Genomic DNA, 22,016 nt, shown 5'->3' on the forward strand with positions numbered 1-22,016 from the left:
CATGTCGTTTCTTTCATTTTTTAAAGACTATAAAAAATTCGGAATTTTCTTCACAGTTTTATGTGTTGTTATTGTCATGATTATCTATAGTATCCTTAATGTAAATAAGCCATTACCAATCTATCAACCTGCAATGGTCAGTGAAGAATTAGTAGATAGTACGCTACAACACAAGGCCAAATATCATAAAATAGCAGACTTTAGCTTAGTAAATCAGAATGGTGAAATAGTTACCCAAGAGACTTACAAGGATAAAATATATGTAGCTGATTTCTTTTTTACTACCTGCCAAACGATTTGCCCTATAATGACCGATCATATGTATCAGATTCAAAGGGAAATTATAAATGATGATGATATAATGTTGTTATCCCATTCGGTAACACCACAAATAGATACAGTTGAGCAACTTAAAAAATACGCGAACAAGAAGGGTGTTATAGATAGAAAATGGAACTTAGTTACAGGAGACAAAAAGCAAATCTATGAGCTTGCCAGAAAAAGCTACCTCGCTGTAAAAACAGATGGTTCTGGTGATGAGTACGACATGATACATACAGAAAATTTTATGCTCATTGATAAAAAGCGACAGATAAGAGGTTTCTACGATGGTACAAATCCAGAAGACATTGATAGACTCATAGAGGACATTGAAACTTTAAAAGAAGAATCTTAAATTCTTCTCAAATCCTACAACGACACATAAATTTTTAGCTTATTTTTGCTTCTTTAAAATTATTCTAAATAAGGAATCGGGTGACTTTAGCTGATTTAAAACGTGGACAACAAGGCATCATTAAAGATGTTTCATCTATCCATATCCCATTAAAACTACTTGAAATGGGGTGCTTACCTGGTAATTTAGTAGAACTAGTACAAGTTGCTCCTTTTGCAGACCCAATGTATCTTAATATTAACGGTTCACATTTAGCAATAAGAAAAGAAACTGCTATTCATATTTTAATAGAAACTGTAGATGAGCAAGCAGATTAATGTAGCCTTAATTGGAAATCCAAACACAGGTAAAACCTCAGTATTTAATGCACTCACAGGATTAAACCAAAAAGTAGGTAATTATCCTGGGATAACAGTAGAAAAAAAAGAGGGTATCTGTAAGCTTCCACGTGGTGTTAAAGCCCATATCATTGATTTACCCGGAACATATAGCTTAAACGCTTCTTCTTTAGACGAAAATGTAGTCATTGAGCTTTTACTCAACAAAAATGATAAAGATTTTCCTGACGTCGCAGTTGTTATAAGTGACGTTGAAAACTTAAAACGAAATCTGTTATTATTTACCCAAATTAAAGACCTAGAAATACCAACAATTCTAGTAATAAATATGTCTGATCGAATGGCTTACAAAGGCATTTCGTTAGACATAGAATATTTAGAAAGAAAGCTTCAAACAAAAATTGCCCTTATTAGTACAAGAAAAAACAAGGGAATTGATGATTTAAAAGAACTGATTACAAATTATAAAGACCTTTCTACAACACCTTGTCTTAATGCTTCTTCTATAGATAAAAATTATTTCGACAATTTAAGAAAAGCCTTCCCCAATCAGTTGCTATATAAACTTTGGTTAGTTATTACTCAAGATGTAAACTTTGGTAAAACAAATCGAAAAACAATAGACGATGTTTCAAGTTTTAAGACCAAATCAAAAACAGATTTAAAACGCCTTCAGCAAAAAGAGACTATTAAGCGTTATCAATTCATAAATGATACGCTTAAAAAAGGGCAAACTATTGATTTGGCCTCTGCTAAAGACCTCAGAATAAAACTCGATAGAATTCTAACACATAAAGTTTGGGGCTATTTAATTTTTGGCGTTATTCTTCTAACAATTTTTCAGGCAATTTACGATTGGTCTAGCGTACCAATGGATTTTATTGATAGTGCATTTGCTTCTTTAAGTGAATGGACTAAAAGCACCTTACCAGATGGTGCTTTTACAGATTTATTGGCAGAAGGTATAATAGCTGGTCTTGGCGGTATAGTAATATTTATACCTCAAATAGCATTTTTATTTCTCTTTATCGCTATTCTGGAGGAAAGTGGTTATATGAGTCGAGTTGTATTCTTAATGGATCGCATTATGAGACGATTTGGCTTAAGTGGTAAAAGTGTAGTGCCCTTAATATCTGGTACAGCATGTGCTATCCCAGCTATTATGGCAACTCGTAATATAGAAAGTTGGAAAGAGCGATTAATAACAATCTTAGTAACACCATTTACAACCTGTTCGGCTAGATTACCTGTTTATTTAATTATAATTTCATTGGTTATACCCGAAGGAAGGTTCTTAGGGCTGAGTTATCAAGCTCTAACACTAATGTTACTATATCTCATTGGTTTTGGTGCAGCCGTAGGTTCTGCCTACATTTTAAACAAGGTTCTCAAAATTAGAAGTAAAACGTTCTTTGTTGTAGAAATGCCAAATTACAAACTTCCCTTATTTAAAAATGTTGCACTAACAGTTATTGAGAAAACGAAAGCATTCGTATTTGGTGCGGGTAAAATCATTTTAGCTATTTCTATTGTCTTGTGGTTTTTAGCTTCCTATGGACCAGGTGAGCAATTTAATAATGCAGAACGTATTGTGACAGAACAATACGCTAATGTCAACTTGAATGAAGAGGAACTCAGTCAAAAAATTGCTTCGCATAAACTAGAACATTCATTTATCGGTGTAACAGGTAGAGCAATAGAACCTGTTATAAGACCTCTTGGTTATGATTGGAAAATCGGAATTGCCATAGTAAGTTCCTTTGCGGCGAGAGAAGTATTTGTTGGGACCCTTGCAACTATTTACAGCGTAGGTAGTGATGAGGAAGAAACCATTAAAAACAGAATGGCTGGAGAGGTAAATCCTATTCTTGGTGGACCACTATTTAATTTTGCTTCAGGGATATCATTATTATTATTTTATGCGTTCGCCATGCAATGTATGAGTACTCTTGCCATTGTTAAAAAAGAAACCAATTCTTGGAAATGGCCAATGTACCAACTGGTAATTATGAGTGGTTTTGCTTATCTTGTAGCATTAATAGCCTTTCAAATATTAAAATAAATGAATGCTATAATTCAATACATACTTGCTTTTTCAGCACTTACAATTGCATTAGTTTATTTGTTTAAAACATTTGTTTGGTGGCCAAAAAAGAGAACAAATAAATCATGTGGTAATGACGATTGTGGTTGTCATTAGACCTTAAATGTAATTTCTAAACACTGACATTTGTCAACTCTCTTATCATATAAATTACTAACTTTGTTAGAATGAGTAAGTTAATTGCTATATCACTGTCCTTTATGATTCTGGTTCAAAGTGCTGGGATTGGGGTGAATGATATCCTGCAAATTGATGAACTAATAGAGCATGCTCAATTTCACAAGCAAGAACATGGTGATAATTTCTTTGTTTTCTTATCTAAGCATTATGGGGAATTAAAAGCCGAGCACACTAAAAATCATCATGAAGAACAACAAGATCATGAGCAACTTCCTTTTCAATGCCAAGGACACACCCTAAGTATTATTGCTTGTTTTGATTTTGAAAATTACACTATAAATACTATTGAAATAACAGATTCTACTGAATCTAATTTCTATTATGTAAGTTCCTTTTCAACACTACATAAAAAAGGACTTTTGCAACCTCCTAAATTGTAATAATTCACTTCGTTTATTTTTTGTTTACAGCTTGTACATAGTTACAAGTTGCATATCCATTTAACCAATGAATTATGCTATCTCATATTATCAATTTTAGTTTAAAGAATAAGTTTATTATTCTCTTACTTACCACCTTCATTATAGGATTTGGTCTTTACTCCTTGAGCCAAATTTCAATTGGTGCTGTACCAGATGTAACCAATAATCAAGTACAAGTTATTACAACATCTCGCAATCTTTCAACTCAAGACATGGAACAGTTTATTACCTATCCAGTGGAGTTAGAAATGGCCAATTTACCAGGTGTACAAGAGATAAGATCCGTATCAAAATTTGGTCTCTCTGTAGTGACTATTGTTTTTGATGATGACATTGGGACCTATTTGCCCAGACAACTTATATCGGAAAAAATTAAATCTGCTTCAGAGAAAATACCGGAAGGTTTTGGTACACCAGAAATGGGCCCAATTTCAACTGGTTTAGGAGAAATCTATCAATATATTCTAGATGTAGAAGAAGCTTATAAAGATGATTATACTGCTCAAGACCTGCGAACAATTCAAGATTGGATTGTAAAACGTCAACTTTCAGGAATACCAGGAGTGGTTGAGGTTAATACTTGGGGTGGATTCTTAAAACAGTACGAAGTCGCACTAAATACCAACAAACTAAACGCAATGAATATTACTGCTCAAGAAGTATTCACTGCGCTAGAAAAAAATAATAGTGTTGCAGGTGGAGGATACATTGAAAAGGTAAATCAGGCCTATTTTATTCGTGGAGATGGTTTGGTTTCCTCATTAGAGGATATCGGCAACATTGTAATTAAAAATAATAATGGTGTGCCAATTTATATTAAAGATGTAGCAAAAGTTGGTTTTGGCAACGCCAACAGATTTGGTGCCATAACCGGTAACGGTGAGGGTGAAAAAGTTTTAGGACAGGTTATGATGCTCAAAGGTGCCAATTCTAAAGAAGTAATTGAGGCAGTCAAAGAACGTGTTGCTTCCATTTCAAAGTCACTCCCAGAAGGCGTATACATAAATGCCTTCTTAGATCGTAGTGAACTGATAGGAAAAACAAGTTTTACTGTAACAGAAAATTTGGTTTTAGGCTGTCTTATTGTTGTCTTTGTAGTGGTCCTTTTATTAGGAAATCTAAGGTCTGGATTGGTAGTTGCTTCTATTATACCCTTATGCTTATTATTTGCTTTGTCGTTAATGTACATTTTTGGCGTAGATGCCAATCTTATGAGTCTTGGAGCAATTGATTTTGGGATTATTATTGATGGTGCAGTCATTATTGTAGAGTTTATTGCCTTTAAAATTACCCAAGAACATCTTCAATTTGCCAATCTTAATAAGCAGGAAAGTCAGGTATATAAAGATCAAATCACATATAGAGGCACAACAAAAATGATGAATTCAGCCATATTCGGTCAACTGATTATTCTCATTGTATTCATCCCAATATTATCGCTCAGTGGTGTTGAAGGTAAAATGTTTAGGCCTATGGCACTCACATTTAGTTTTGCCTTAATAGGTGCAATGATTTTTTGTTTTACATATGTACCTGTTGTAGCTTCAATTTTCTTAAAGCCAACGAAACAGACAAACAAAAACATTTCAATCAGATTAATGCGCTGGCTAAACTCATTATATGATCCAATAATTAGTTGGGCATTAAAAAGTAAAAGGTTAGTCTTAGGTATCGCATTGTTAATATTGATTGTTACTTCATATCTTTTCTCAACAATGGGTGGAGAATTTGTCCCAACATTAGATGAGGGAGATTTTGTAATTCAACCTGTTTTGAAAACAGGCACCTCTCTGGGTAAAACTGTTGAAATTACCACACAAATAGAAAAAATCTTACTCGATGAATTCCCTGAAGTAAAGCAAGTTGTCACACGTATTGGTGCGGCTGAAGTACCAACAGATCCAATGTCAATGGAAGAAAGTGATGTTATTATTATTCTAAATGCAAAGAGCGAGTGGACTTCAGCTAATTCTAAAGATGAGCTGGCGGATAAGTTTAAAGAAGCACTTGCCATAATTCCTGGGATGGAGGTAGAATTTACGCAACCTATAGAAATGAGGTTTAATGAACTTATTACCGGTGTTAGAGCTGATATAGCTATAAAAATATTTGGTGAAGACTTAGAAATTCTATCAAAAAAAGGAAGTGAAATAAAAACACTGATAGAAAATGTAGAGGGTGCAGCGGATATCACGGTTGAAAAAATTGATGGTCTGCCACAAATGAGTGTAAACTACGATAGAAACAAAATAGCCAGATATGGTCTTAATATTGAAGACTTAAATAATATGCTTTCAATGGGATTTGCAGGAAAATCCGTAGGGAGTGTTTTTGAAGGTGAAAAACGCTTTGACTTAGTAGTAAGATTAGAAAAAGCCAACAGAAAAGATATTGACCATATAAAGAATTTATATATAGATCTACCAAATAGCGGAAAAGTTCCTTTGAGTGAATTGGCAGAAATATCATATCAAAAAGGTGCCGCTAAAATATCTAGAGATGACACCAGAAGGCGCATAGTTGTTGGTATCAACGTTAGGAACAGAGATTTACAATCTGTTGTAGACGATGTACAAGGAATTATTGATAAAAACCTCAATTTACCAGTTGGATACAACATTTCGTATGGTGGTCAATTTGAAAATTTACAAAGTGCAAAATCAAGACTTTTGGTTGCCGTTCCAATAGCTCTAATATTAATCTTTATACTACTCTACTTCGCATTTAAATCAATCAAAGAAGCACTTTTAATTTATTCAGCTATTCCATTAGCTGCCGTAGGAGGTGTATTATTCCTTTGGTTGAGAGATATGCCGTTTAGTATTTCTGCAGGAGTTGGGTTTATTGCACTTTTTGGTATTGCGGTACTCAACGGAATTGTACTTATTGAACATTTTAAAGAATTAAAACAACAAGGATTTAATGATATGGAAACACTTATAAAACAAGGCACAAAAGATCGTCTTCGCGCAGTATTATTAACCGCAACAGCTGCTGCTTTAGGATTCTTGCCTATGGCAATTTCTACAAGTGCAGGAGCTGAAGTACAAAGACCTTTGGCAACGGTTGTGATTGGAGGATTAATTACGGCTACACTTTTAACGCTGGTTGTGCTACCAGTACTTTATGCATTATTCAATAAACCAAATAAAGGTAGAATGTCTACTGAGGCTAAAACAATTTCTGCAATCTTAATCTTTGGCTTACTATCCTTTAATTCATATGGTCAAAACGATCCTAAATCACTTGATAAATTAATAACTATAGCACTTGAGAATAATGCAGGTCTTAATGCCAGTAGATTAAAAGTAGATCAATCAGATTTATTAATTAATAGTGCGTTTGATTTTGATAAAACTGAGGTTTATTATCAATATGATGAGAACAATTTGGCTATTAATGAACGGCCTATTGGTGTCTTTGGCGTACAGCAAGACTTTGAGTTTCCTACTGTTTATTTTGCTAGAAAAAAAGTTAATAAGGCAATTGTTAACTTAGAAACTACGAATCTTTCTATAAAAGAAAAATCCATTAGAAAAAAGGTTGTTTCAAGCTACTACGACTATTTATTTGCCAAAGAAAAAGTGTCAATTTACACTCAGCTCGATAGTCTATATTCCGATTTTTCAAGAATTGCTAAGCGACGTTTTGAATTAGGAGAAACAAATTATCTCGAAAAAATTACGGCTTCATCTAAACAGAGACAGGTAAACATAAATTTAGAACAAGCACAACAAGACCTTAAGATAGCATACCAAAATTTAATTAAGATTGTACAATATCAAGACAGTCTAGAAATAATTGAAACCAAATTGACCAAAGTACCTCTAGCAATAATTGAATTAAACAGTAGTCCTGAAGTCCTTTACTTTGACAAAAGGCAAGACCTCTTAAAGGCAAGACAAAGACTAGAAAATCAAAAACTCTTGCCAGATTTAAGCCTTAACTATTTTCAAGGCACAAATTCAGGTTTAAATTCTTCATTGTACGGTTATCAATTTGGATTGAAAATTCCTCTTTTATTTGGAGCTCAAAATTCTAAAATTAAGGCTTCAAAGATTGCAATAGATATTTCTAATGAGGAATCCACAGAGTACAAAATTCAATTAAACACCAGGTTTAAAACTTTAAATGCTCAATTGATACAAAATCAAAAAGCCTTGGAATATTATGAAACCGAAGGAAAAATGCTTGCTAATGAAATTTTAAAAACAGCAAATGTGAGCTTTAAAAATGGTGAGATTGACTTTTATCAATTTATCATTAGTGTAGAAAATGCCTATGACATTCAGTTAAGTCACTTAGAGAATCTTAACACATACAATCAAACCGTAATACATCTTAATTATTTAACCTTATAAATTAACGTTATGAAGCGTATTCAAAATAAAATAATCATCAGCTTAGTCTTTCTTTTGTCCATAAGCTGTGGAAATAAAGAAACAGAGGCTTCTACCACAAGCGATATCGATACACGTATCAAAATTTCAAAAGATCAATTTGAAGCCAACAAAATGACGTTTACCCAAATAGAGATGAAACCATTTCCAATAAAAATTAAGGTGAATGGAATGATTGATGTCCCACCAGAAAACAAGGCCATAGTTAATTCTCCAATGGGTGGTTATATCACAAAGACACCTTTGCTTGAAGGAGATATGGTTAAAAAAGGAGCATTCTTAGTAGCACTTGAAAATCCTGAATTTGTAACCTTACAGCAACAATATATGGAGGTAAAAGCACAACTTAATTACTTAAGAGCAGAATTTAATAGGCATAAAACAATGCGAGATGAGAATATAATTTCAGAAAAAAGTTTTATCAAGGCTGAAAGTGATTACAACTCCATAAAAGCAAAATATAATGGGCTTAGAAAACAGTTGCAAATGCTAAATATTTCTATTAGTGCCGTTGAAAGCGGAAATATTACTTCAACAGTAAATCTATATGCACCAATAAGTGGTGGTATTACTAAAGTCAATGTAAATAAAGGTAGTTACGTGTCGCCAGCATCATCAATTTTGGAGATAGTCAATAACGAACATATTCATCTGGAACTATCGGTATTTGAAAAGGATATCTTGAACATAAATAAAGGGCAAAAAATAAATTTTCGAATTCCTGAAACTTCCAATCAATCTTATGAAGCGGAAGTATATTTAGTGGGAACAACCATAGACGAGAATAGAACAATAAAAGTTCATGGACATCCTACAGATGAATCTGTAAGATTCTTAACGGGTATGTTTGTAAATGCCGAAATAATAACCGATAGTCAATTAAATAAAGCCCTCCCTAGTGATGCGGTTATAGAAGAAAATGGATCTCATTTTGTATTGGTTTTAGATGAAGAGACTAAAACCGACTATTATTTTAATAAAATAATGGTCGATATAGGCAATACAGATGATGGCTATACATCAATTGATGAAAGTACCAACTTGAATGAGGAAAATAAAATTCTAAATAATGGTGCCTTTAGTTTAATTGGGATATAAGAATTACCCCAAACCAACGTCTAAGGTCATCATAATAATAAAACCACCAATAAAACCAAGTGTGGCGATGTCTGTATATTTATCGCGTTGGGTTTCTGGTATTACTTCTTCTACAACAACAAATATCATTGCACCAGCAGCAAAGGCCAAAGCATATGGTAATATAGGTTGAAAAAAGGTTACAGCCAATGCACCCACAACAGCCGCTATTGGCTCAACAATTGCCGACATTTGCCCATACCAAAAACTTTTAAATTTGCTCACGCCATGACGTCTTAACGGCATTGATACAGCAAGACCCTCAGGGAAATTTTGTATACCAATCCCAAGAGCCAGTGCAACAGCACCTCCAATTGTTGCTTCTGGTATTCCGGCGGCAACTCCACCAAACAATACACCCACTGCTAAACCTTCTGGTATATTGTGTAAGGCAATAGCCAAAACTAAAAGTGTTGTTCTGTGCCAAGGAGTTTTAACCCCTTCTTTTTCATCCTCTTTAAAATTAATATGTAAGTGCGGTAATATTTTATCTAATCCAAAAATAAAAAGGGCGCCTAACGCAAACCCAACAACTGCAGGGATTACTTTTACAAATCCTTCTCCTTCACTCATCTCAATTCCTGGTGCCAGTAAACTCCAAAAACTTGCGGCTACCATAACGCCTCCTGTAAATCCTAACATACCATCTAAAAGTGCTCTGTTCATTCCTCTTACAAAAAATACTAAGGCAGCACCTGCAGCAGTTAATATCCACGTAAATAAAGAAGCATAAAGCGCTCCTAAAACAGGGTCTATTGTCTCAAAATATTGAATTATATTATCTATCATATCAATGCGTTTTTACATATATATTGTTAGCAACTGTTTTTGAAATATTGAGTTCTGAATCATGAATTACAATCGTCATTGACTCATCAAAAGATTCTTTTTCTATAACTTTTATTTGAGTTCCTAAGGCTATTTTATGCTTGTCTAGATATTTTAAAAACTCAGCCGAAGAGTCTATAACACCAACACATGTGCATAAATCATTTAATGGAACTTTAGACAAACTAATCTTATCTAGCTTAGAAATATTTCCATCCTTATCTGGTATTGGATCACCATGAGGATCGTGTGTTGGGAATTCTAAAAATGTATCTAATTCATTAATTAACTTAGGCGATTTAATATGCTCTAGTTGTTCTGCAACATCATGTACTTCATCCCATGAAAAATTAAGTTTCTCCACTAAAAACACTTCCCATAAGCGATGTTTACGGACAACATTAGCTGCTGTTTTATTACCCTTATTTGTTAAACTAACACCTTGATACTTTTTATAGATAACATAGTCCTTATCTGCCAATTTCTTTACCATATCAGTAACGGAAGAAGCTTTTGTTTCCATTTTATCAGCAATGGCATTAGTACTTACAGCGCCACCCATTTGACGCTCTAAATGATAAATTGCCTTTAAATAATTCTCCTCCGATAGGGTAATCATAACTATAATATTTCTACAAATATAGTTTTATTTTACTAATCCAAATATATTTTTAGACAAGTCTAAATTTTATTTTACCTTTGTTTCAAAAATTGAAGGATGGCTAAAAGAATTGTCTTTATCATTTTAATTATTGGCCAGTTTGTATATGGACAAAAAGGTTTTACAATTTCTGGTGAAATTTCCTCAGAGAGCAACCCTATGCCATACACTAATATATACTTAGAGACTACCTCGTATGGAACCGTTAGTAATGACGATGGGTATTATGAAATTAAAAATGTCCCAGCAAACACTTATACAATCGTTGTCTCAATGACTGGTTTTAAAACCATTAGAAAAAAAGTAACTATTGAAGGCAATACAACCCTAAACTTTAATTTAGAAACAGAGCTTTTAGATGAAATCGTAATTACTGGGACACGCACTTTTAAAAGACAAAACAACTCTGCGGTAATCGTTAATATTTTAAACAGTGAAAGCCTTAATTCACTTCAGGCCTGTAATCTTTCCGATGGATTAAAATTTCAACCTGGTTTAAGAGTTGAAACTGATTGCCAAACTTGTAACTATACGCAACTGCGTATTAATGGTCTTGGTGGTGGTTACTCTCAAATTTTAATAAACGGCCGTCCCATTTTTAGCCCACTCACGGGCTTATATGGATTAGAACAAATACCGGTAAATATGATTGAGCGTATTGAAACCATACGCGGTGGAGGTTCATCACTATATGGTTCAAGTGCAATTGGAGGTGTGGTTAATGTTATTACTAAAATTCCTAAAAATGATAATTTTGAAGTTAACTATACCTATCAAAATATTAATGGTGGTTCAGATGACCATATGGTTTCGGGCAATGCTACAGTAGTTTCTAAATCAGAAAAAGCCGGAGTTTCATTATTCATTAATAACCGGAATCGTGATTTATATGATCATAATGATGATAATTTTTCAGAATTAACGAGTCTGAAGAATAACTCTTTTGGTGCAAATGCTTTCTTTTTACCATCCGAGAATCAAAAACTCGAAGTTAGTTTCAGTAAGCTCAATGAATATCGCTATGGAGGTGAGATGGTTGATGGACCAGCTTATTTAACACAACAAGCCGAAGAACGAACACACGATGTTGTTATGGGAAGTTTAGATTACCAAATTAACTTCAATAAGGATAATAGTTCATTAATCACATATTTTGCTGGTCAACAAACAGATCGAGATCATTATACTGGTATTTTCCCAGATGATGAAGACGAAATTCAAAATCATATTGCAAATCCTCCTTATGGCACTTCAAAAACAACAACTTTGCAAGGCGGTGTACAACTTAATCATCGGTTAAATGATTTTCTTAATGGCACCAATGTATTGACAATAGGTTCAGAATATTTGGTTGATGATGTGTTAGATGTAATTGATTCGTATAACTACAAAATAGATCAAACAACAAAAAACTCAGGGACATTTTTTCAAAGTGATTGGGAAATCACCCAAAAACTTAATCTACTTTCTGGTTTTAGAGTAGACAGTAACAACCTAGTGGACAAGCTAATTGTTAGTCCTCGTTTTTCTTTATTGTATAAATCAGAATCTAACGTTCAATTACGTGCTACATGGAGCACCGGATTTAGAGCACCTCAGGCATTCGATACAGATTTACATATCGCATTTGCAGGAGGAGGCGTATCTAGAATTTCATTGGATGATGATTTGGTAGAAGAACGATCAAATAGTTTTAGCGCTTCCATAAATTATGATAAGTCCACAGAAAATTTCATTGCTGGTTTTACAGTAGAAGGTTTTTATACCAAACTTAAAGACGCTTTCTATCTTAATCCTATTGGAGAAGATGAATTTGGTCAACGATTTGAGAAACAAAATGGTGATGCTGCAGTAGTACAAGGTATTACTCTAGAAACCCGAGCAAACTATAAAAGAAAAATGCAACTAGAAGCAGGTTTTACACTACAGACAAGTGAGTTTAATACAGCAGTTGAAACTATTGAAGGTTTAGCACCAAGACGAGAATTCTTGAGAACTCCGAATGAATATGGTTTTGCCACATTAAGTTATATGCCCAACAATAAATTTAATACAAATTTAAACTACGTTTATACTGGTGATATGCTTATAGCCCATTTTGCTGGTGCACCAGAACAAACAGTTAATGAATATAAAACAACGCCATCATTTCATGAGTTTAGTTGGCGAACAAGTTACCGTTTAGATATCGATAATATAGGTACTGGTCTTGAAGTTTTTGGAGGAATTAAAAATATATTCAATGCTTATCAAGATGATTTTGATACCGGTAAGAACAGAGATAGTAATTATGTCTATGGACCAGGAATGCCAAGAACATTCTTTATTGGACTAAGAATTTTATCATTATAAATTTATTATCTGGCACAATTAACGCAAAGCAAGCTTTGGGGTCTAATGAGAATTCTACCAATTGGAATTTGGTTTTTACATTTTACACAAATCCCAAAATCTGGGGTCCCAACGTTTTCTAATACACGTTTTAAATTGCTGAGTTTAACCTCTGCCTGACGCAATGAGTTTTCATTTACGCTTTTGTTATTGATAGCATCCATTCTACTCACTCTACCAATTGCATCACTAGGAGAAATAGGCTTAGTTAGATTTTGTAGGTCTTTAATCTTTTTCTCTGTTGCACTAATCTCCTCCTCTATTTTAGATATTAATTCGTCTTCATTCATAAGATCTAATTTAAATGCTCTGAATTGACTTCCTTAAGGCTATCATCTACCATTTCAACATCTTGTTTTTTAAAACTACTCGGATGTTCTAAAATTCTCAATTTAGAATCTGGGTTTTCTTTTGTGTTTATTGTAAGCTTTATAATCACAAAGGCAAAAACAAAAATGAATATGGTGCCAAATACCCAAATCATATGATAAGATTATTTAAAGCCTCTTTCCTTTTGGATGTGCTCGTATGCTTCTTGGACTTGTCTAAACTTTTCCTCTGCACCTTCTTGGTGTTCTTTTCCTAAGTGACCTACGCGGTCTGGGTGGTACTTTTTAGCCATTTTCCTGTAAGCTTTTTTAACAACATCATCAGAAACTGACTTATCTATCTCAAGTATTTTATAGGCATTATCAGTACTGTTATAAAACATTGCCTTAATACTTTCGTAATCCTTATTACTTATTCCTAAATACCCAGATATAGTGTAAATTTCTTTTATTTCTCTTTCGGTAACATGACCATCTGCTTTGGCTATACCAAATAAAAAATGTAATAACTGCAAACGCGAGGCATGATCCATCATCTGTTTTATCTGTAAACAAACTTGACGCTTAGATACATTCTGTTTGGTAATTCGCTTAAACAAATCAAAGGCATGGTTAGCACGTTCTTTACCATACATATTTCTGAACTGTTGGCGTACAAAATCTAATTCTCGCTGATCTTGTTTACCATCAGCCTTTATGATAATTGAAGCCAAAATAAGTAGACTTACCTCAAAATCTCCCGACTGTGTCTTAGGTCGTCTGCGTTGCTTGTCATAATTAGGCATCCTTCTGTAAGGATCACGCCTTTTTCTTCCTGTTTGTCTTTCACCAATAAGAGGACTACCAGCATCTGCCATGTTATCAACAAAACTCCCTATTGCCAATCCAATTATAGCACCTATTGGGCCACCAAATGACCACCCAATTGCTCCTCCTATCCATTTTGCAAAACTCATTTTTACTATAGTTTTTATGAATGCATAAATATACTATTTGTTAGTGTATACGATTAACTATTTGTTACACATTTGGTATCTTTGCGAAACTAAAAAGTGTTAATTAAAAAATTATAATATGTATCCAGCAGAATTAGTGAAACCAATGCGAGAAGATTTAACAAACGTTGGTTTTGAAGAATTACATACAACAGATGCTGTAGAAAGTGCATTAGCAAAAGAAGGAACGACTTTAGTAGTTGTAAATTCTGTTTGTGGTTGTGCCGCAGCTAATGCAAGACCAGGAGCAAGGATGAGCTTACAAAATGCAAAGCGTCCTGACCATTTAGTTACTGTATTTGCAGGTGTAGATAAAGAGGCTACGGATAAAGCAAGAGAATTTATGATTCCATTTCCACCAAGTTCGCCAAGTATGGCATTATTTAAAGACGGTGAATTGGTGCATATGTTAGAGCGTCATCATATTGAAGGAAGACCTGCAGAATTAATTGCAGAAAATCTAATGGATGCTTATAACGATCATTGTTAGATCCATAAATAAGAAGTATTTAAAAAAACCACGATTTTTATCGTGGTTTTTTAATTTTGTGCCATGCAAAAAATAATTGCCTATCCTATTACAGTAATTTACTTCATTTTTTTTGGGCTGACTTTGGTTGTATTTCATCCAATACAATGGTTTTGTAACAATGTTTTTGGATATAAAGCTCACAAAATAAGTGTAGACTTTCTTCAGTTTTTCCTGTTAAGATGTCTTAATATTTTAGGAACTAGATTTACTTTTAATAATCCTCATCAAATTGATAAGGGTATTCCCTTAATACTTGTTACAAATCATCAGAGCATGTATGATATCCCACCACTAATTTGGTATCTGCGACAACATCATGTAAAGTTTATCAGCAAAAAAGAATTAGGCAAAGGGATTCCGAGTGTTTCTTATAATCTAAGGCATGGCGGATCTGTTCTCATTGACAGAAAAAATGCTTTAGGTTCAATAAAAGCAATCGAAGAATTTGCACAGCGGGTTGAAAAAAATAAATGGGCTGCAGTAATATTTCCCGAAGGAACCAGAAGTAGAGATGGAAATCCTAAACCATTTAAAACAAAAGGTTTGATAACCATGTTTAATCATATGCCAAGTGCGCTGGTCGTTCCTATTACCATAAACAATTCATGGAAAACCTTAAGATATGGTAAATTTCCAATGGGTATTGGTGCCAACATTAAATATACTGTTCATAAACCCATTAAACTGAGTGAGCAATCCGATCATTTGAAGTTAATATCGGAAATTGAAAAAACCATAACATCACATATTGTAGTTTAATGAATATTGAATTAATTGAAAAGACTAAGAACTTCGTTAAGTCAGAATTAATACATGCTGAAGGAGGCCATGATTGGTTTCATACCGAACGTGTTTTTAATAATGCTTTACACATTGCAAAACAAGAAAACGTTAATCTAGAAGTTGTTGCCTTAGCATCATTATTGCATGATATTGCAGATTCTAAATTTCATGAAGGTGACGAAACCATAGGCCCTAAAAAAGCTAGTACATTCCTAATTAAAAATAATGTCGATAGTGTGGTTATAGAGCATGTTATAAACATTATAAAAAACATGTCATTCAAAAACACTTTTGAAAAAGGATTTCAGTTTACCTCAAAAGAAATGGAGGTTGTACAAGATGCAGATAGGTTAGATGCTATTGGAGCCATAGGAATAGCCAGATGTTTTAACTATGGTGGGTTTAAAAACAGAGCTATTTACAATCCTGAAATTAAGCCAAACTTCAATATGAGTAAGGATGAATATAAAAATTCTAAAGCTCCAACCATTAATCATTTTTATGAAAAACTGTTATTACTAAAAGACCAAATGAATACCAAAACAGGTATGCAAATAGCCTCAGATAGACATAATTATATGGAAGAGTTTTTAACCCGATTTTATAGTGAATGGAATGGGAAATTATAAATTAATTGGTCTTTGCAATCTCAAGCGCAGTTAATTTATATTCAATTATGGCCATTTCTTCACCCAATTTAATTAACTCATCAGCACTTACATTGTTTCTTTTATTAACCTTGTCTAGAATTTTCTGCCCTTTGGACGTGTAATATTCTATTGCCACATCTATTTTCTTGTCCATACTTAAATTCTTTTATTGTACCATCAATTTTAGTTCACCTCTATATTTGGATGCACTTTTACCAGTGAATTCCTTGAATAACTTATTAAAATGAGAAAAATTATTAAACCCGCAATCATAACAAATGTCTGTAATACTCATTTGACTTTCTGATAACAATTTTGTAGCATGTACGACACGATACTCATTTACTAACTTGGTAAAAGTCTTCCCTGTTACCTTTTTAAAATATCTACAAAAAGCAGGTACTGTCATACTAACCTTATCAGCTATTTCATCTAAACTAATGTGCTCCTTGAAATTATCATTTATATGATTAAAAATGATATCTATTTTGGCACTATCTTGAGGTTCTGTTTCAAAAGCATACCCATCTGCATTAAGAATCACATAGTCTTCGGACTTTGCTAAGCCATGCAAAATCTCAAGTAAAAGCAATATTTTTTTAAATCCCTCTTTCTCAGAAAGCTTTTCAATTCTTTTACCGAATTTTTGTTTTGTTTTAACACCGAATAGTATGCCACTCTTCGCACGATCAAACAAATTACTGATAGCTTCCATCTCAGGTACATTAAAAAAGTGTTGTCCTAAAAACTCTTCTCTAAACTGTACAATAGTTTCTGTTCCATTAATAGTCAATCTATCCGTAAATCCATTATGTGGAAGATTAGAACCAATTAATAGTAACTGGCTATTATTAAAGTATGATAAATGATTACCAATATGGCGCTTACCTTTCCCTTTATTTACGTAAACTAATTCAATTTCTGGATGGAAATGCCAAAATGGTTTTTTCTTGCCGAGGTAAGTTTCATGTTTAATTACACGCATGGAACTCCCAAATTCTGGGCTTATCTTCTCTAAAGTAGGTTTTCTCGTCTTCACAACTTTCTCATTTATACAAAATTAGGTGTAACACAAAAACAAAATGTATACACAATTATCAATAATGTATACTATTTTAACCCAATTTCTACACAAAAACAATTATAAGGTTAATTTTGAATATAAATATGCCAATATTCTTGTTTTCTGCACTAAGCATCTCAAATACCTTTGTATCGTTGAATCCTAAGAACTGATTTATAAACAATTTTCAACAACAAATAAAAACGATAAAAGAAAATTTAATTATTCAGTTTAACCCCAAAAAAGATGAAACAGATGAAAAATTTATTAAAGGGAATTTTAGTAGTAGCAGTGATGTTCGGAACATACACAAGCCACGCAAGTGAGAAAACAGACAAAACACCAACTTACCATTTTATAAATGAAGGAAGTAAGATTTCTGTTTATGATGAATCAGGTAATACTATTTATTCAGGTACCGTTAAATACAATGGAAATCTAACTAGGCTGTACGATTTTACCCAACTATCAAACGGAATATATACTATTGAAATCAACAAGGATTTTGAAATTGAGTTGACTTCAATTAAAGTGAAGAATAAGGAAGTAACTTTTAGCTCAAATGCTAAAGAAAAGATATTTAAACCAGTTTTTAGAAATGAAGATTCTAGAATAATAATTTCCAAACTTGGAATAGATACAAATGAAATGAAGGTGAACCTTTATTTTGAAGATAATTTAATTTACTCTGATACTATTAAAGGTAATCAAGTATTAAATGGAGTATACAGATTAGATGAAACTTTATCGGGAGATTATACTGCTGTTGTTAAGTTTAACAACCGCGTGTTCACCAAGAGATTTAGAATATAGATTGTTGTTTATATATTAGTTTTTATTTAGTGAGAAGTGGACTTAGGTCCACTTCTTTTTTTAAAACAATTTGAGTTGATTTGTTTTATAATTTTCATGCAAAGTATCATTAAGTTTGGGTATAGACCTTCCTTTAAAATATTTTGCTTTGGCCAGCTTAACTGTGTCATTTATTTGTTTGGCGATTTTACCCTCACCTCTCATTCTAATTCCAAAACGGCTTTCATTAAGATTACCACCATGACAGTCTTCAATTTGATTTAGAACCTTGTCAGCACTGTCTGGTAATGACTTTTTGATCCAGTCTGTAAATATTTCTCCAATTGCACCATTTAACCGCACAATTGTATGTACCATATTAAGTGCTCCTGCTTCAGAAACACATTTTGCTATCGGTAATATTTCATGACTGTTAATTGAAGGAATTATGGGTGCCAGCATTACATTAACAGGGATATTGTTTTCACTTAATTTCTTAACTACATTGAGGCGCTTTTTAGTTGTTGCAGTTCTAGGTTCTAATAAACGCCTCGTATGCTCCGAAAGGGAGGTTATTGATATATTTACAGATATAAGGTTTTGCTTGGCCAATTGACTTATAAGATCTAAATCTCGTAATATTAAAGCATTTTTTGTGATGATACCTACGGGATGCTTATACTTTAAAAATACCTTCAAACATTCCCTTGTGATCTCATAGATACTTTCTGCCGGTTGATAACAATCCGTGTTGCCAGACATAACTATGGTTTTCGCTTTCCAGGATTTCTTTTTAAGTATGTTCTCTAGAAGTATTGGCGCATCTTTTTTTACAAGAATATTTCGTTCAAAGTCTAAACCTGCACTATATCCCCAAAATTCATGGCTGTTACGAGCATAGCAATAGATACAACCATGTTCACAACCTTGATAGGGATTCATTGAATATGCCATACCTACATCAGGGCTAGTAACCTTATTCACAATGGTCTTCGGATAAACATCAATATATTTTGTCTTGTTACCATCAACTAATTCTCCTTCCTTGCTACAATATTCTAAAAAATCTTCTCTCATTTCATGAGATAACTCAACAAATCTGTTTTTTACATTTAGTTGAGCACCTCGTCCTTTAATTTTAGTTCTAGAATTCATACAATAAAATTAAAGTGATTACTAATTATTGATGGCTACAGCTTGTAGTTTTAAGAATTGCAATTTCTATATTACTCACTATAAGGTTAAAATAGCACAGAAATTAATTAATACGCTTGTAATTAAATAGTTATAAAAATTCGAGTTTTGCAATAAACAGTAATTAATATGAAAAAGTTATATGTTTTATTAGCGTTTTTAAGTCCATTATTTCTAATTATACTTGTATTGGTTAGCCCCTTTTACATGTTACATAAAATAGTCAGTTCCAGATAAAAAAAGAATTGTTTTATCACTCTAAATGTGCTTTCATAATTTATTGAATTTTGTTGTACCTTCATGTGGTACTAACCAACAAAATTTGTTTTTATGAAGCGAAGAAAATTCATCAAAAAAACTGCTGGTGCAACTGTAGCTTTCTCCATAGTTCCTAGTTATGTTTTAGGTAAAAATCATGTACCACCAAGCGATACTCTATATGTAGCTTCTATTGGTGTTGGTGGTCGTGGTGCAGGAATTGTAAGAGGTCTTAGCTCTAACAAAAATGTAAAGTTTGTGGCACTATGCGATGTAGATGATAAGTTGGCTGAAGGGAGTTATAAAATGCACCCAAAGACAAAGAAGTATAAGGATTTTAGAAAGTTATATGACAATCATATAAACGAAATTGATGCATTTACCGTTGGCACTCCTGATCATACACATGCTGTAATTGCATTGCCGTTTATGAGGGCAAAGAAACATGCTTATGTAGAAAAACCGCTTACCCACAATATATATGAAGCTCGCCTGATGGCCAATGTCGCCAAAGAAACTGGCATAGTGACTCAAATGGGTAATCAAGGAAGTTCGAGTGATGGAATTAGAGAAGCACAAGAGTGGATAGATTCAGGTGTTATTGGAACTATCGAAAAAGTTGACTGCTGGACAAACAGACCCGTTTGGCCACAAGGGTTAAAAAATATTAATGAAGGGGAGCCCGTACCGTCGCATCTTGATTGGGATCTTTGGTTAGGACCAGCACAAAATAGACCGTATCATTCTGCTTATTTACCTTTTAAGTGGAGAGGATGGTGGGATTTTGGAACTGGTGGGCTTGGTGATATGGGTTGCCATATCATGGAAACACCGTTCAGAACTTTGGGTCTTGGTTATCCACACGAAGCTGAAGCAAGTTGCACTACAGTTTGGGCTGGTGACTTTGTAGAGGCCAATTATAACAAAGCCTGTCCACCTTCTTCTATTGTTAGATTGAAATTTGATACTGAGAAACATGGCCAGGTTAATTTAAACTGGTATGATGGTGGCATAATGCCAGATTTACCAGATGAATTAAAAGACGGTGAGTTTATTGGTAACTGGAGTGGCGGTAGTGTTTTTTACGGCACTAAGGGTATGTTGGTTACAGATTGTTACTCAGGTAATCCGAGACTATTACCAAGTAGTACCATGAATTACTTCAAAAAACCCGAACCATCCTTACCACGAATTAAAAATGGATTAAACGGTCATATAGACAATTGGGTTGAAGCTTGTTTATCAGGTATTAAAACATCATCGCCATTTGAATATGCCGGACCACTTACTGAGTCTGTTTTAATGGGTAATCTTGCCATAAAAGCATTTCAGTATAAAGTTTTAAAAGATGGTAAAAAACCAACTGATTGGGCACCTTTTGATTATCCTGGAAGAAGAAAACTTCTTTGGGATGGTGAAGCTATGAAAGTTACCAACTATGAAAAAGCTAATGAATGGGTAACACGTGATTACAGAAAAGGCTGGGAAGTTAAATAACTAAGCTCCTGGGAAATTCGCCTTACGTTTTTCTAAAAATGCCGTAGTACCTTCAGTAAAATCTTCTGTACCGAAACAATTGCCGAAGGACTCTATTTCTACGTCAAAACCATTGACGCCATCCTCATAATTTGCATTTATCGCTCTAATTGCTTCTGCAATAGCTATTGATGAATTACGCATTATTTTACCTGCTATTTTTTCGCATAATGGCAACAACTCCTCTTGCGGAACAACATGATTTACAAGGCCGTAATTTAATGCTTGATTTGCATCAATCATACCTGCTGTCATAACCATTTCCATTGCTCTTCCCTTGCCCACAAGTTGTGGTAAGCGCTGTGTTCCACCATAGCCTGGTATTACTCCTAGAGAAACTTCAGGCAATCCCATTTTAGCATTATCACTTGCTACTCTAAAATGACAAGCCATAGCCAACTCTAATCCACCACCAAGGGCAAAACCATTTACAGCAGCAATTACTGGTGTGCTAAGATGCTCTACAAAATCAAATAGTAAAGCTTGACCTTGCGCTGCTAGTTTACCCCCTTCTTCAACATTGAAATCGGCAAATTCACTTATATCAGCTCCTGCAACAAAGGCTTTTTCACCACTACCAGTGATAATAATAACCTTAGTGGCAGAGTCATTATTTGCTTCATCAAAAGCCTCGTGCAACTCTTGAATTGTTGATTTGTTTAAGGCATTTAATTTATTTGGTCTATTAATAGTAATAGTAGTTATCCCATTTGAAGATTGGGAAAGTATATTTGAATAGCTCATAGT

22 protein-coding genes are annotated in these 22,016 nt (G+C 33.6%); 13 read left to right on the forward strand and 9 right to left on the reverse strand.

What is annotated here, in order from left to right; translation table 11 throughout:
* Position 1 precedes the first annotated feature (1 nt).
* From LBV24_RS03555 to LBV24_RS03585, 7 genes are all read left to right on the forward strand, one after another.
* Positions 2-676 carry an SCO family protein gene (locus LBV24_RS03555; RefSeq protein ID WP_224477221.1) on the forward strand — a complete coding sequence of 225 codons (675 nt, stop codon included), beginning with the start codon at positions 2-4 and terminating at the stop codon, positions 674-676.
* Positions 677-756: 80 nt separating this feature from the next.
* On the forward strand, positions 757-993 hold the full coding sequence (locus LBV24_RS03560) for a FeoA family protein (RefSeq protein WP_224477222.1): 237 nt from the start codon (positions 757-759) through the stop codon (positions 991-993).
* Positions 977-3,076, forward strand: coding sequence for a ferrous iron transport protein B (feoB, locus tag LBV24_RS03565; protein ID WP_224477223.1), 2,100 nt, complete (start codon positions 977-979; stop codon positions 3,074-3,076). Before LBV24_RS03560 ends, feoB begins: the two co-directional genes overlap by 17 nt.
* Complete coding sequence (locus LBV24_RS03570) at positions 3,077-3,214, forward strand: FeoB-associated Cys-rich membrane protein (RefSeq protein WP_224477224.1); 138 nt, start codon at positions 3,077-3,079, stop codon at positions 3,212-3,214.
* 71 nt (positions 3,215-3,285) lie between these two features.
* A complete protein-coding gene (locus tag LBV24_RS03575; RefSeq protein ID WP_224477225.1) occupies positions 3,286-3,678 on the forward strand; it encodes a hypothetical protein in 393 nt (130 codons plus the stop codon).
* A 74-nt stretch (positions 3,679-3,752) separates the two neighbouring features.
* Positions 3,753-8,081, forward strand: coding sequence for a CusA/CzcA family heavy metal efflux RND transporter (locus LBV24_RS03580; RefSeq protein ID WP_224477226.1), 4,329 nt, complete (start codon positions 3,753-3,755; stop codon positions 8,079-8,081).
* Between the two features lie 9 nt (positions 8,082-8,090).
* Entirely contained in the window at positions 8,091-9,218 is a 1,128-nt protein-coding gene (locus LBV24_RS03585) for an efflux RND transporter periplasmic adaptor subunit (RefSeq protein ID WP_224477227.1), read from the forward strand.
* A 3-nt stretch (positions 9,219-9,221) separates the two neighbouring features.
* On the opposite strand, the gene LBV24_RS03590 is transcribed toward LBV24_RS03585, so the two are convergent.
* Together LBV24_RS03590 and LBV24_RS03595 are read right to left on the reverse strand one after the other, a co-directional pair.
* Entirely contained in the window at positions 9,222-10,046 is an 825-nt protein-coding gene (locus LBV24_RS03590) for a ZIP family metal transporter (protein WP_224477228.1), read from the reverse strand.
* A gap of 1 nt (position 10,047) precedes the next feature.
* Positions 10,048-10,704: a metal-dependent transcriptional regulator gene (locus tag LBV24_RS03595; RefSeq protein ID WP_224477229.1), complete on the reverse strand. Its 657-nt coding sequence runs from the start codon at positions 10,702-10,704 to the stop codon at positions 10,048-10,050.
* Between the two features lie 99 nt (positions 10,705-10,803).
* Here LBV24_RS03595 and LBV24_RS03600 point away from each other — a divergent pair, with 99 nt between their 5' ends.
* Entirely contained in the window at positions 10,804-13,098 is a 2,295-nt protein-coding gene (locus LBV24_RS03600) for a TonB-dependent receptor (RefSeq protein ID WP_224477230.1), read from the forward strand.
* Positions 13,099-13,103: 5 nt separating this feature from the next.
* Here LBV24_RS03600 and LBV24_RS03605 read toward each other — a convergent pair whose 3' ends face one another.
* From LBV24_RS03605 to LBV24_RS03615, 3 genes are read right to left on the reverse strand one after another with little or no spacing between them, the layout of a single operon-like run.
* Positions 13,104-13,427 (reverse strand): TraR/DksA family transcriptional regulator, encoded by a 324-nt coding sequence (locus LBV24_RS03605; protein WP_224477231.1) that lies wholly within the window; start codon positions 13,425-13,427, stop codon positions 13,104-13,106.
* Between the two features lie 5 nt (positions 13,428-13,432).
* Entirely contained in the window at positions 13,433-13,621 is a 189-nt protein-coding gene (locus LBV24_RS03610; RefSeq protein WP_224477232.1) for a hypothetical protein, read from the reverse strand.
* 9 nt (positions 13,622-13,630) lie between these two features.
* Positions 13,631-14,422 (reverse strand): TerB family tellurite resistance protein, encoded by a 792-nt coding sequence (locus tag LBV24_RS03615; RefSeq protein ID WP_224477233.1) that lies wholly within the window; start codon positions 14,420-14,422, stop codon positions 13,631-13,633.
* Positions 14,423-14,540: 118 nt separating this feature from the next.
* Between LBV24_RS03615 and LBV24_RS03620 the strand changes: the two genes are divergently transcribed.
* The 3 genes from LBV24_RS03620 (at position 14,541) to LBV24_RS03630 (ending at position 16,405) form a co-directional block, all read left to right on the forward strand.
* Positions 14,541-14,951: a BrxA/BrxB family bacilliredoxin gene (locus tag LBV24_RS03620; protein WP_224477234.1), complete on the forward strand. Its 411-nt coding sequence runs from the start codon at positions 14,541-14,543 to the stop codon at positions 14,949-14,951.
* Between the two features lie 63 nt (positions 14,952-15,014).
* Positions 15,015-15,752 carry a lysophospholipid acyltransferase family protein gene (locus LBV24_RS03625; protein WP_224477235.1) on the forward strand — a complete coding sequence of 246 codons (738 nt, stop codon included), beginning with the start codon at positions 15,015-15,017 and terminating at the stop codon, positions 15,750-15,752.
* A complete protein-coding gene (locus tag LBV24_RS03630; protein WP_224477236.1) occupies positions 15,752-16,405 on the forward strand; it encodes an HD domain-containing protein in 654 nt (217 codons plus the stop codon). Before LBV24_RS03625 ends, LBV24_RS03630 begins: the two co-directional genes overlap by 1 nt.
* A gap of 1 nt (position 16,406) precedes the next feature.
* Here LBV24_RS03630 and LBV24_RS03635 read toward each other — a convergent pair whose 3' ends face one another.
* Both LBV24_RS03635 and LBV24_RS03640 read right to left on the reverse strand, forming a co-directional pair.
* Entirely contained in the window at positions 16,407-16,580 is a 174-nt protein-coding gene (locus LBV24_RS03635) for a hypothetical protein (RefSeq protein ID WP_224477237.1), read from the reverse strand.
* 12 nt (positions 16,581-16,592) lie between these two features.
* A complete protein-coding gene (locus LBV24_RS03640; protein ID WP_224477238.1) occupies positions 16,593-17,465 on the reverse strand; it encodes an AraC family transcriptional regulator in 873 nt (290 codons plus the stop codon).
* A gap of 279 nt (positions 17,466-17,744) precedes the next feature.
* On the opposite strand from LBV24_RS03640, the gene LBV24_RS03645 reads away from it, so the two are divergent.
* On the forward strand, positions 17,745-18,302 hold the full coding sequence (locus LBV24_RS03645; RefSeq protein WP_224477239.1) for a hypothetical protein: 558 nt from the start codon (positions 17,745-17,747) through the stop codon (positions 18,300-18,302).
* Positions 18,303-18,362: 60 nt separating this feature from the next.
* Here LBV24_RS03645 and LBV24_RS03650 read toward each other — a convergent pair whose 3' ends face one another.
* A complete protein-coding gene (locus tag LBV24_RS03650) occupies positions 18,363-19,436 on the reverse strand; it encodes a PA0069 family radical SAM protein (RefSeq protein ID WP_224477240.1) in 1,074 nt (357 codons plus the stop codon).
* A 369-nt stretch (positions 19,437-19,805) separates the two neighbouring features.
* Between LBV24_RS03650 and LBV24_RS03655 the strand changes: the two genes are divergently transcribed.
* Positions 19,806-21,230 carry a Gfo/Idh/MocA family protein gene (locus LBV24_RS03655; RefSeq protein ID WP_224477241.1) on the forward strand — a complete coding sequence of 475 codons (1,425 nt, stop codon included), beginning with the start codon at positions 19,806-19,808 and terminating at the stop codon, positions 21,228-21,230.
* Here LBV24_RS03655 and LBV24_RS03660 read toward each other — a convergent pair whose 3' ends face one another.
* A complete protein-coding gene (locus LBV24_RS03660; RefSeq protein ID WP_224477242.1) occupies positions 21,231-22,013 on the reverse strand; it encodes an enoyl-CoA hydratase/isomerase family protein in 783 nt (260 codons plus the stop codon).
* Between the last annotated feature and the right edge of the window lie 3 nt (positions 22,014-22,016).

Origin of the sequence: Winogradskyella vincentii, from assembly GCF_020166345.1 — a bacterium.
In the GTDB taxonomy this organism is placed as follows: domain Bacteria; phylum Bacteroidota; class Bacteroidia; order Flavobacteriales; family Flavobacteriaceae; genus Winogradskyella; species Winogradskyella vincentii.

Excerpts from the sequence above, each read along its gene's own strand:
- LBV24_RS03555 (WP_224477221.1), top strand. The coding sequence starts at position 2 with ATGTCGTTTCTTTCATTTTTTAAAGACTATAAAAAATTCGGAATTTTC.
- feoB (WP_224477223.1), top strand. The coding sequence starts at position 977 with ATGAGCAAGCAGATTAATGTAGCCTTAATTGGAAATCCAAACACAGGT.
- LBV24_RS03570 (WP_224477224.1), top strand. The coding sequence starts at position 3,077 with ATGAATGCTATAATTCAATACATACTTGCTTTTTCAGCACTTACAATT.
- LBV24_RS03575 (WP_224477225.1), top strand. The coding sequence starts at position 3,286 with ATGAGTAAGTTAATTGCTATATCACTGTCCTTTATGATTCTGGTTCAA.
- LBV24_RS03580 (WP_224477226.1), top strand. The coding sequence starts at position 3,753 with ATGCTATCTCATATTATCAATTTTAGTTTAAAGAATAAGTTTATTATT.
- LBV24_RS03585 (WP_224477227.1), top strand. The coding sequence starts at position 8,091 with ATGAAGCGTATTCAAAATAAAATAATCATCAGCTTAGTCTTTCTTTTG.
- LBV24_RS03590 (WP_224477228.1), bottom strand. The coding sequence starts at position 10,046 with ATGATAGATAATATAATTCAATATTTTGAGACAATAGACCCTGTTTTA.
- LBV24_RS03595 (WP_224477229.1), bottom strand. The coding sequence starts at position 10,704 with ATGATTACCCTATCGGAGGAGAATTATTTAAAGGCAATTTATCATTTA.
- LBV24_RS03600 (WP_224477230.1), top strand. The coding sequence starts at position 10,804 with ATGGCTAAAAGAATTGTCTTTATCATTTTAATTATTGGCCAGTTTGTA.
- LBV24_RS03605 (WP_224477231.1), bottom strand. The coding sequence starts at position 13,427 with ATGAATGAAGACGAATTAATATCTAAAATAGAGGAGGAGATTAGTGCA.
- LBV24_RS03610 (WP_224477232.1), bottom strand. The coding sequence starts at position 13,621 with ATGATTTGGGTATTTGGCACCATATTCATTTTTGTTTTTGCCTTTGTG.
- LBV24_RS03615 (WP_224477233.1), bottom strand. The coding sequence starts at position 14,422 with ATGAGTTTTGCAAAATGGATAGGAGGAGCAATTGGGTGGTCATTTGGT.
- LBV24_RS03620 (WP_224477234.1), top strand. The coding sequence starts at position 14,541 with ATGTATCCAGCAGAATTAGTGAAACCAATGCGAGAAGATTTAACAAAC.
- LBV24_RS03625 (WP_224477235.1), top strand. The coding sequence starts at position 15,015 with ATGCAAAAAATAATTGCCTATCCTATTACAGTAATTTACTTCATTTTT.
- LBV24_RS03630 (WP_224477236.1), top strand. The coding sequence starts at position 15,752 with ATGAATATTGAATTAATTGAAAAGACTAAGAACTTCGTTAAGTCAGAA.
- LBV24_RS03635 (WP_224477237.1), bottom strand. The coding sequence starts at position 16,580 with ATGGACAAGAAAATAGATGTGGCAATAGAATATTACACGTCCAAAGGG.
- LBV24_RS03645 (WP_224477239.1), top strand. The coding sequence starts at position 17,745 with ATGAAAAATTTATTAAAGGGAATTTTAGTAGTAGCAGTGATGTTCGGA.
- LBV24_RS03650 (WP_224477240.1), bottom strand. The coding sequence starts at position 19,436 with ATGAATTCTAGAACTAAAATTAAAGGACGAGGTGCTCAACTAAATGTA.
- LBV24_RS03655 (WP_224477241.1), top strand. The coding sequence starts at position 19,806 with ATGAAGCGAAGAAAATTCATCAAAAAAACTGCTGGTGCAACTGTAGCT.
- LBV24_RS03660 (WP_224477242.1), bottom strand. The coding sequence starts at position 22,013 with ATGAGCTATTCAAATATACTTTCCCAATCTTCAAATGGGATAACTACT.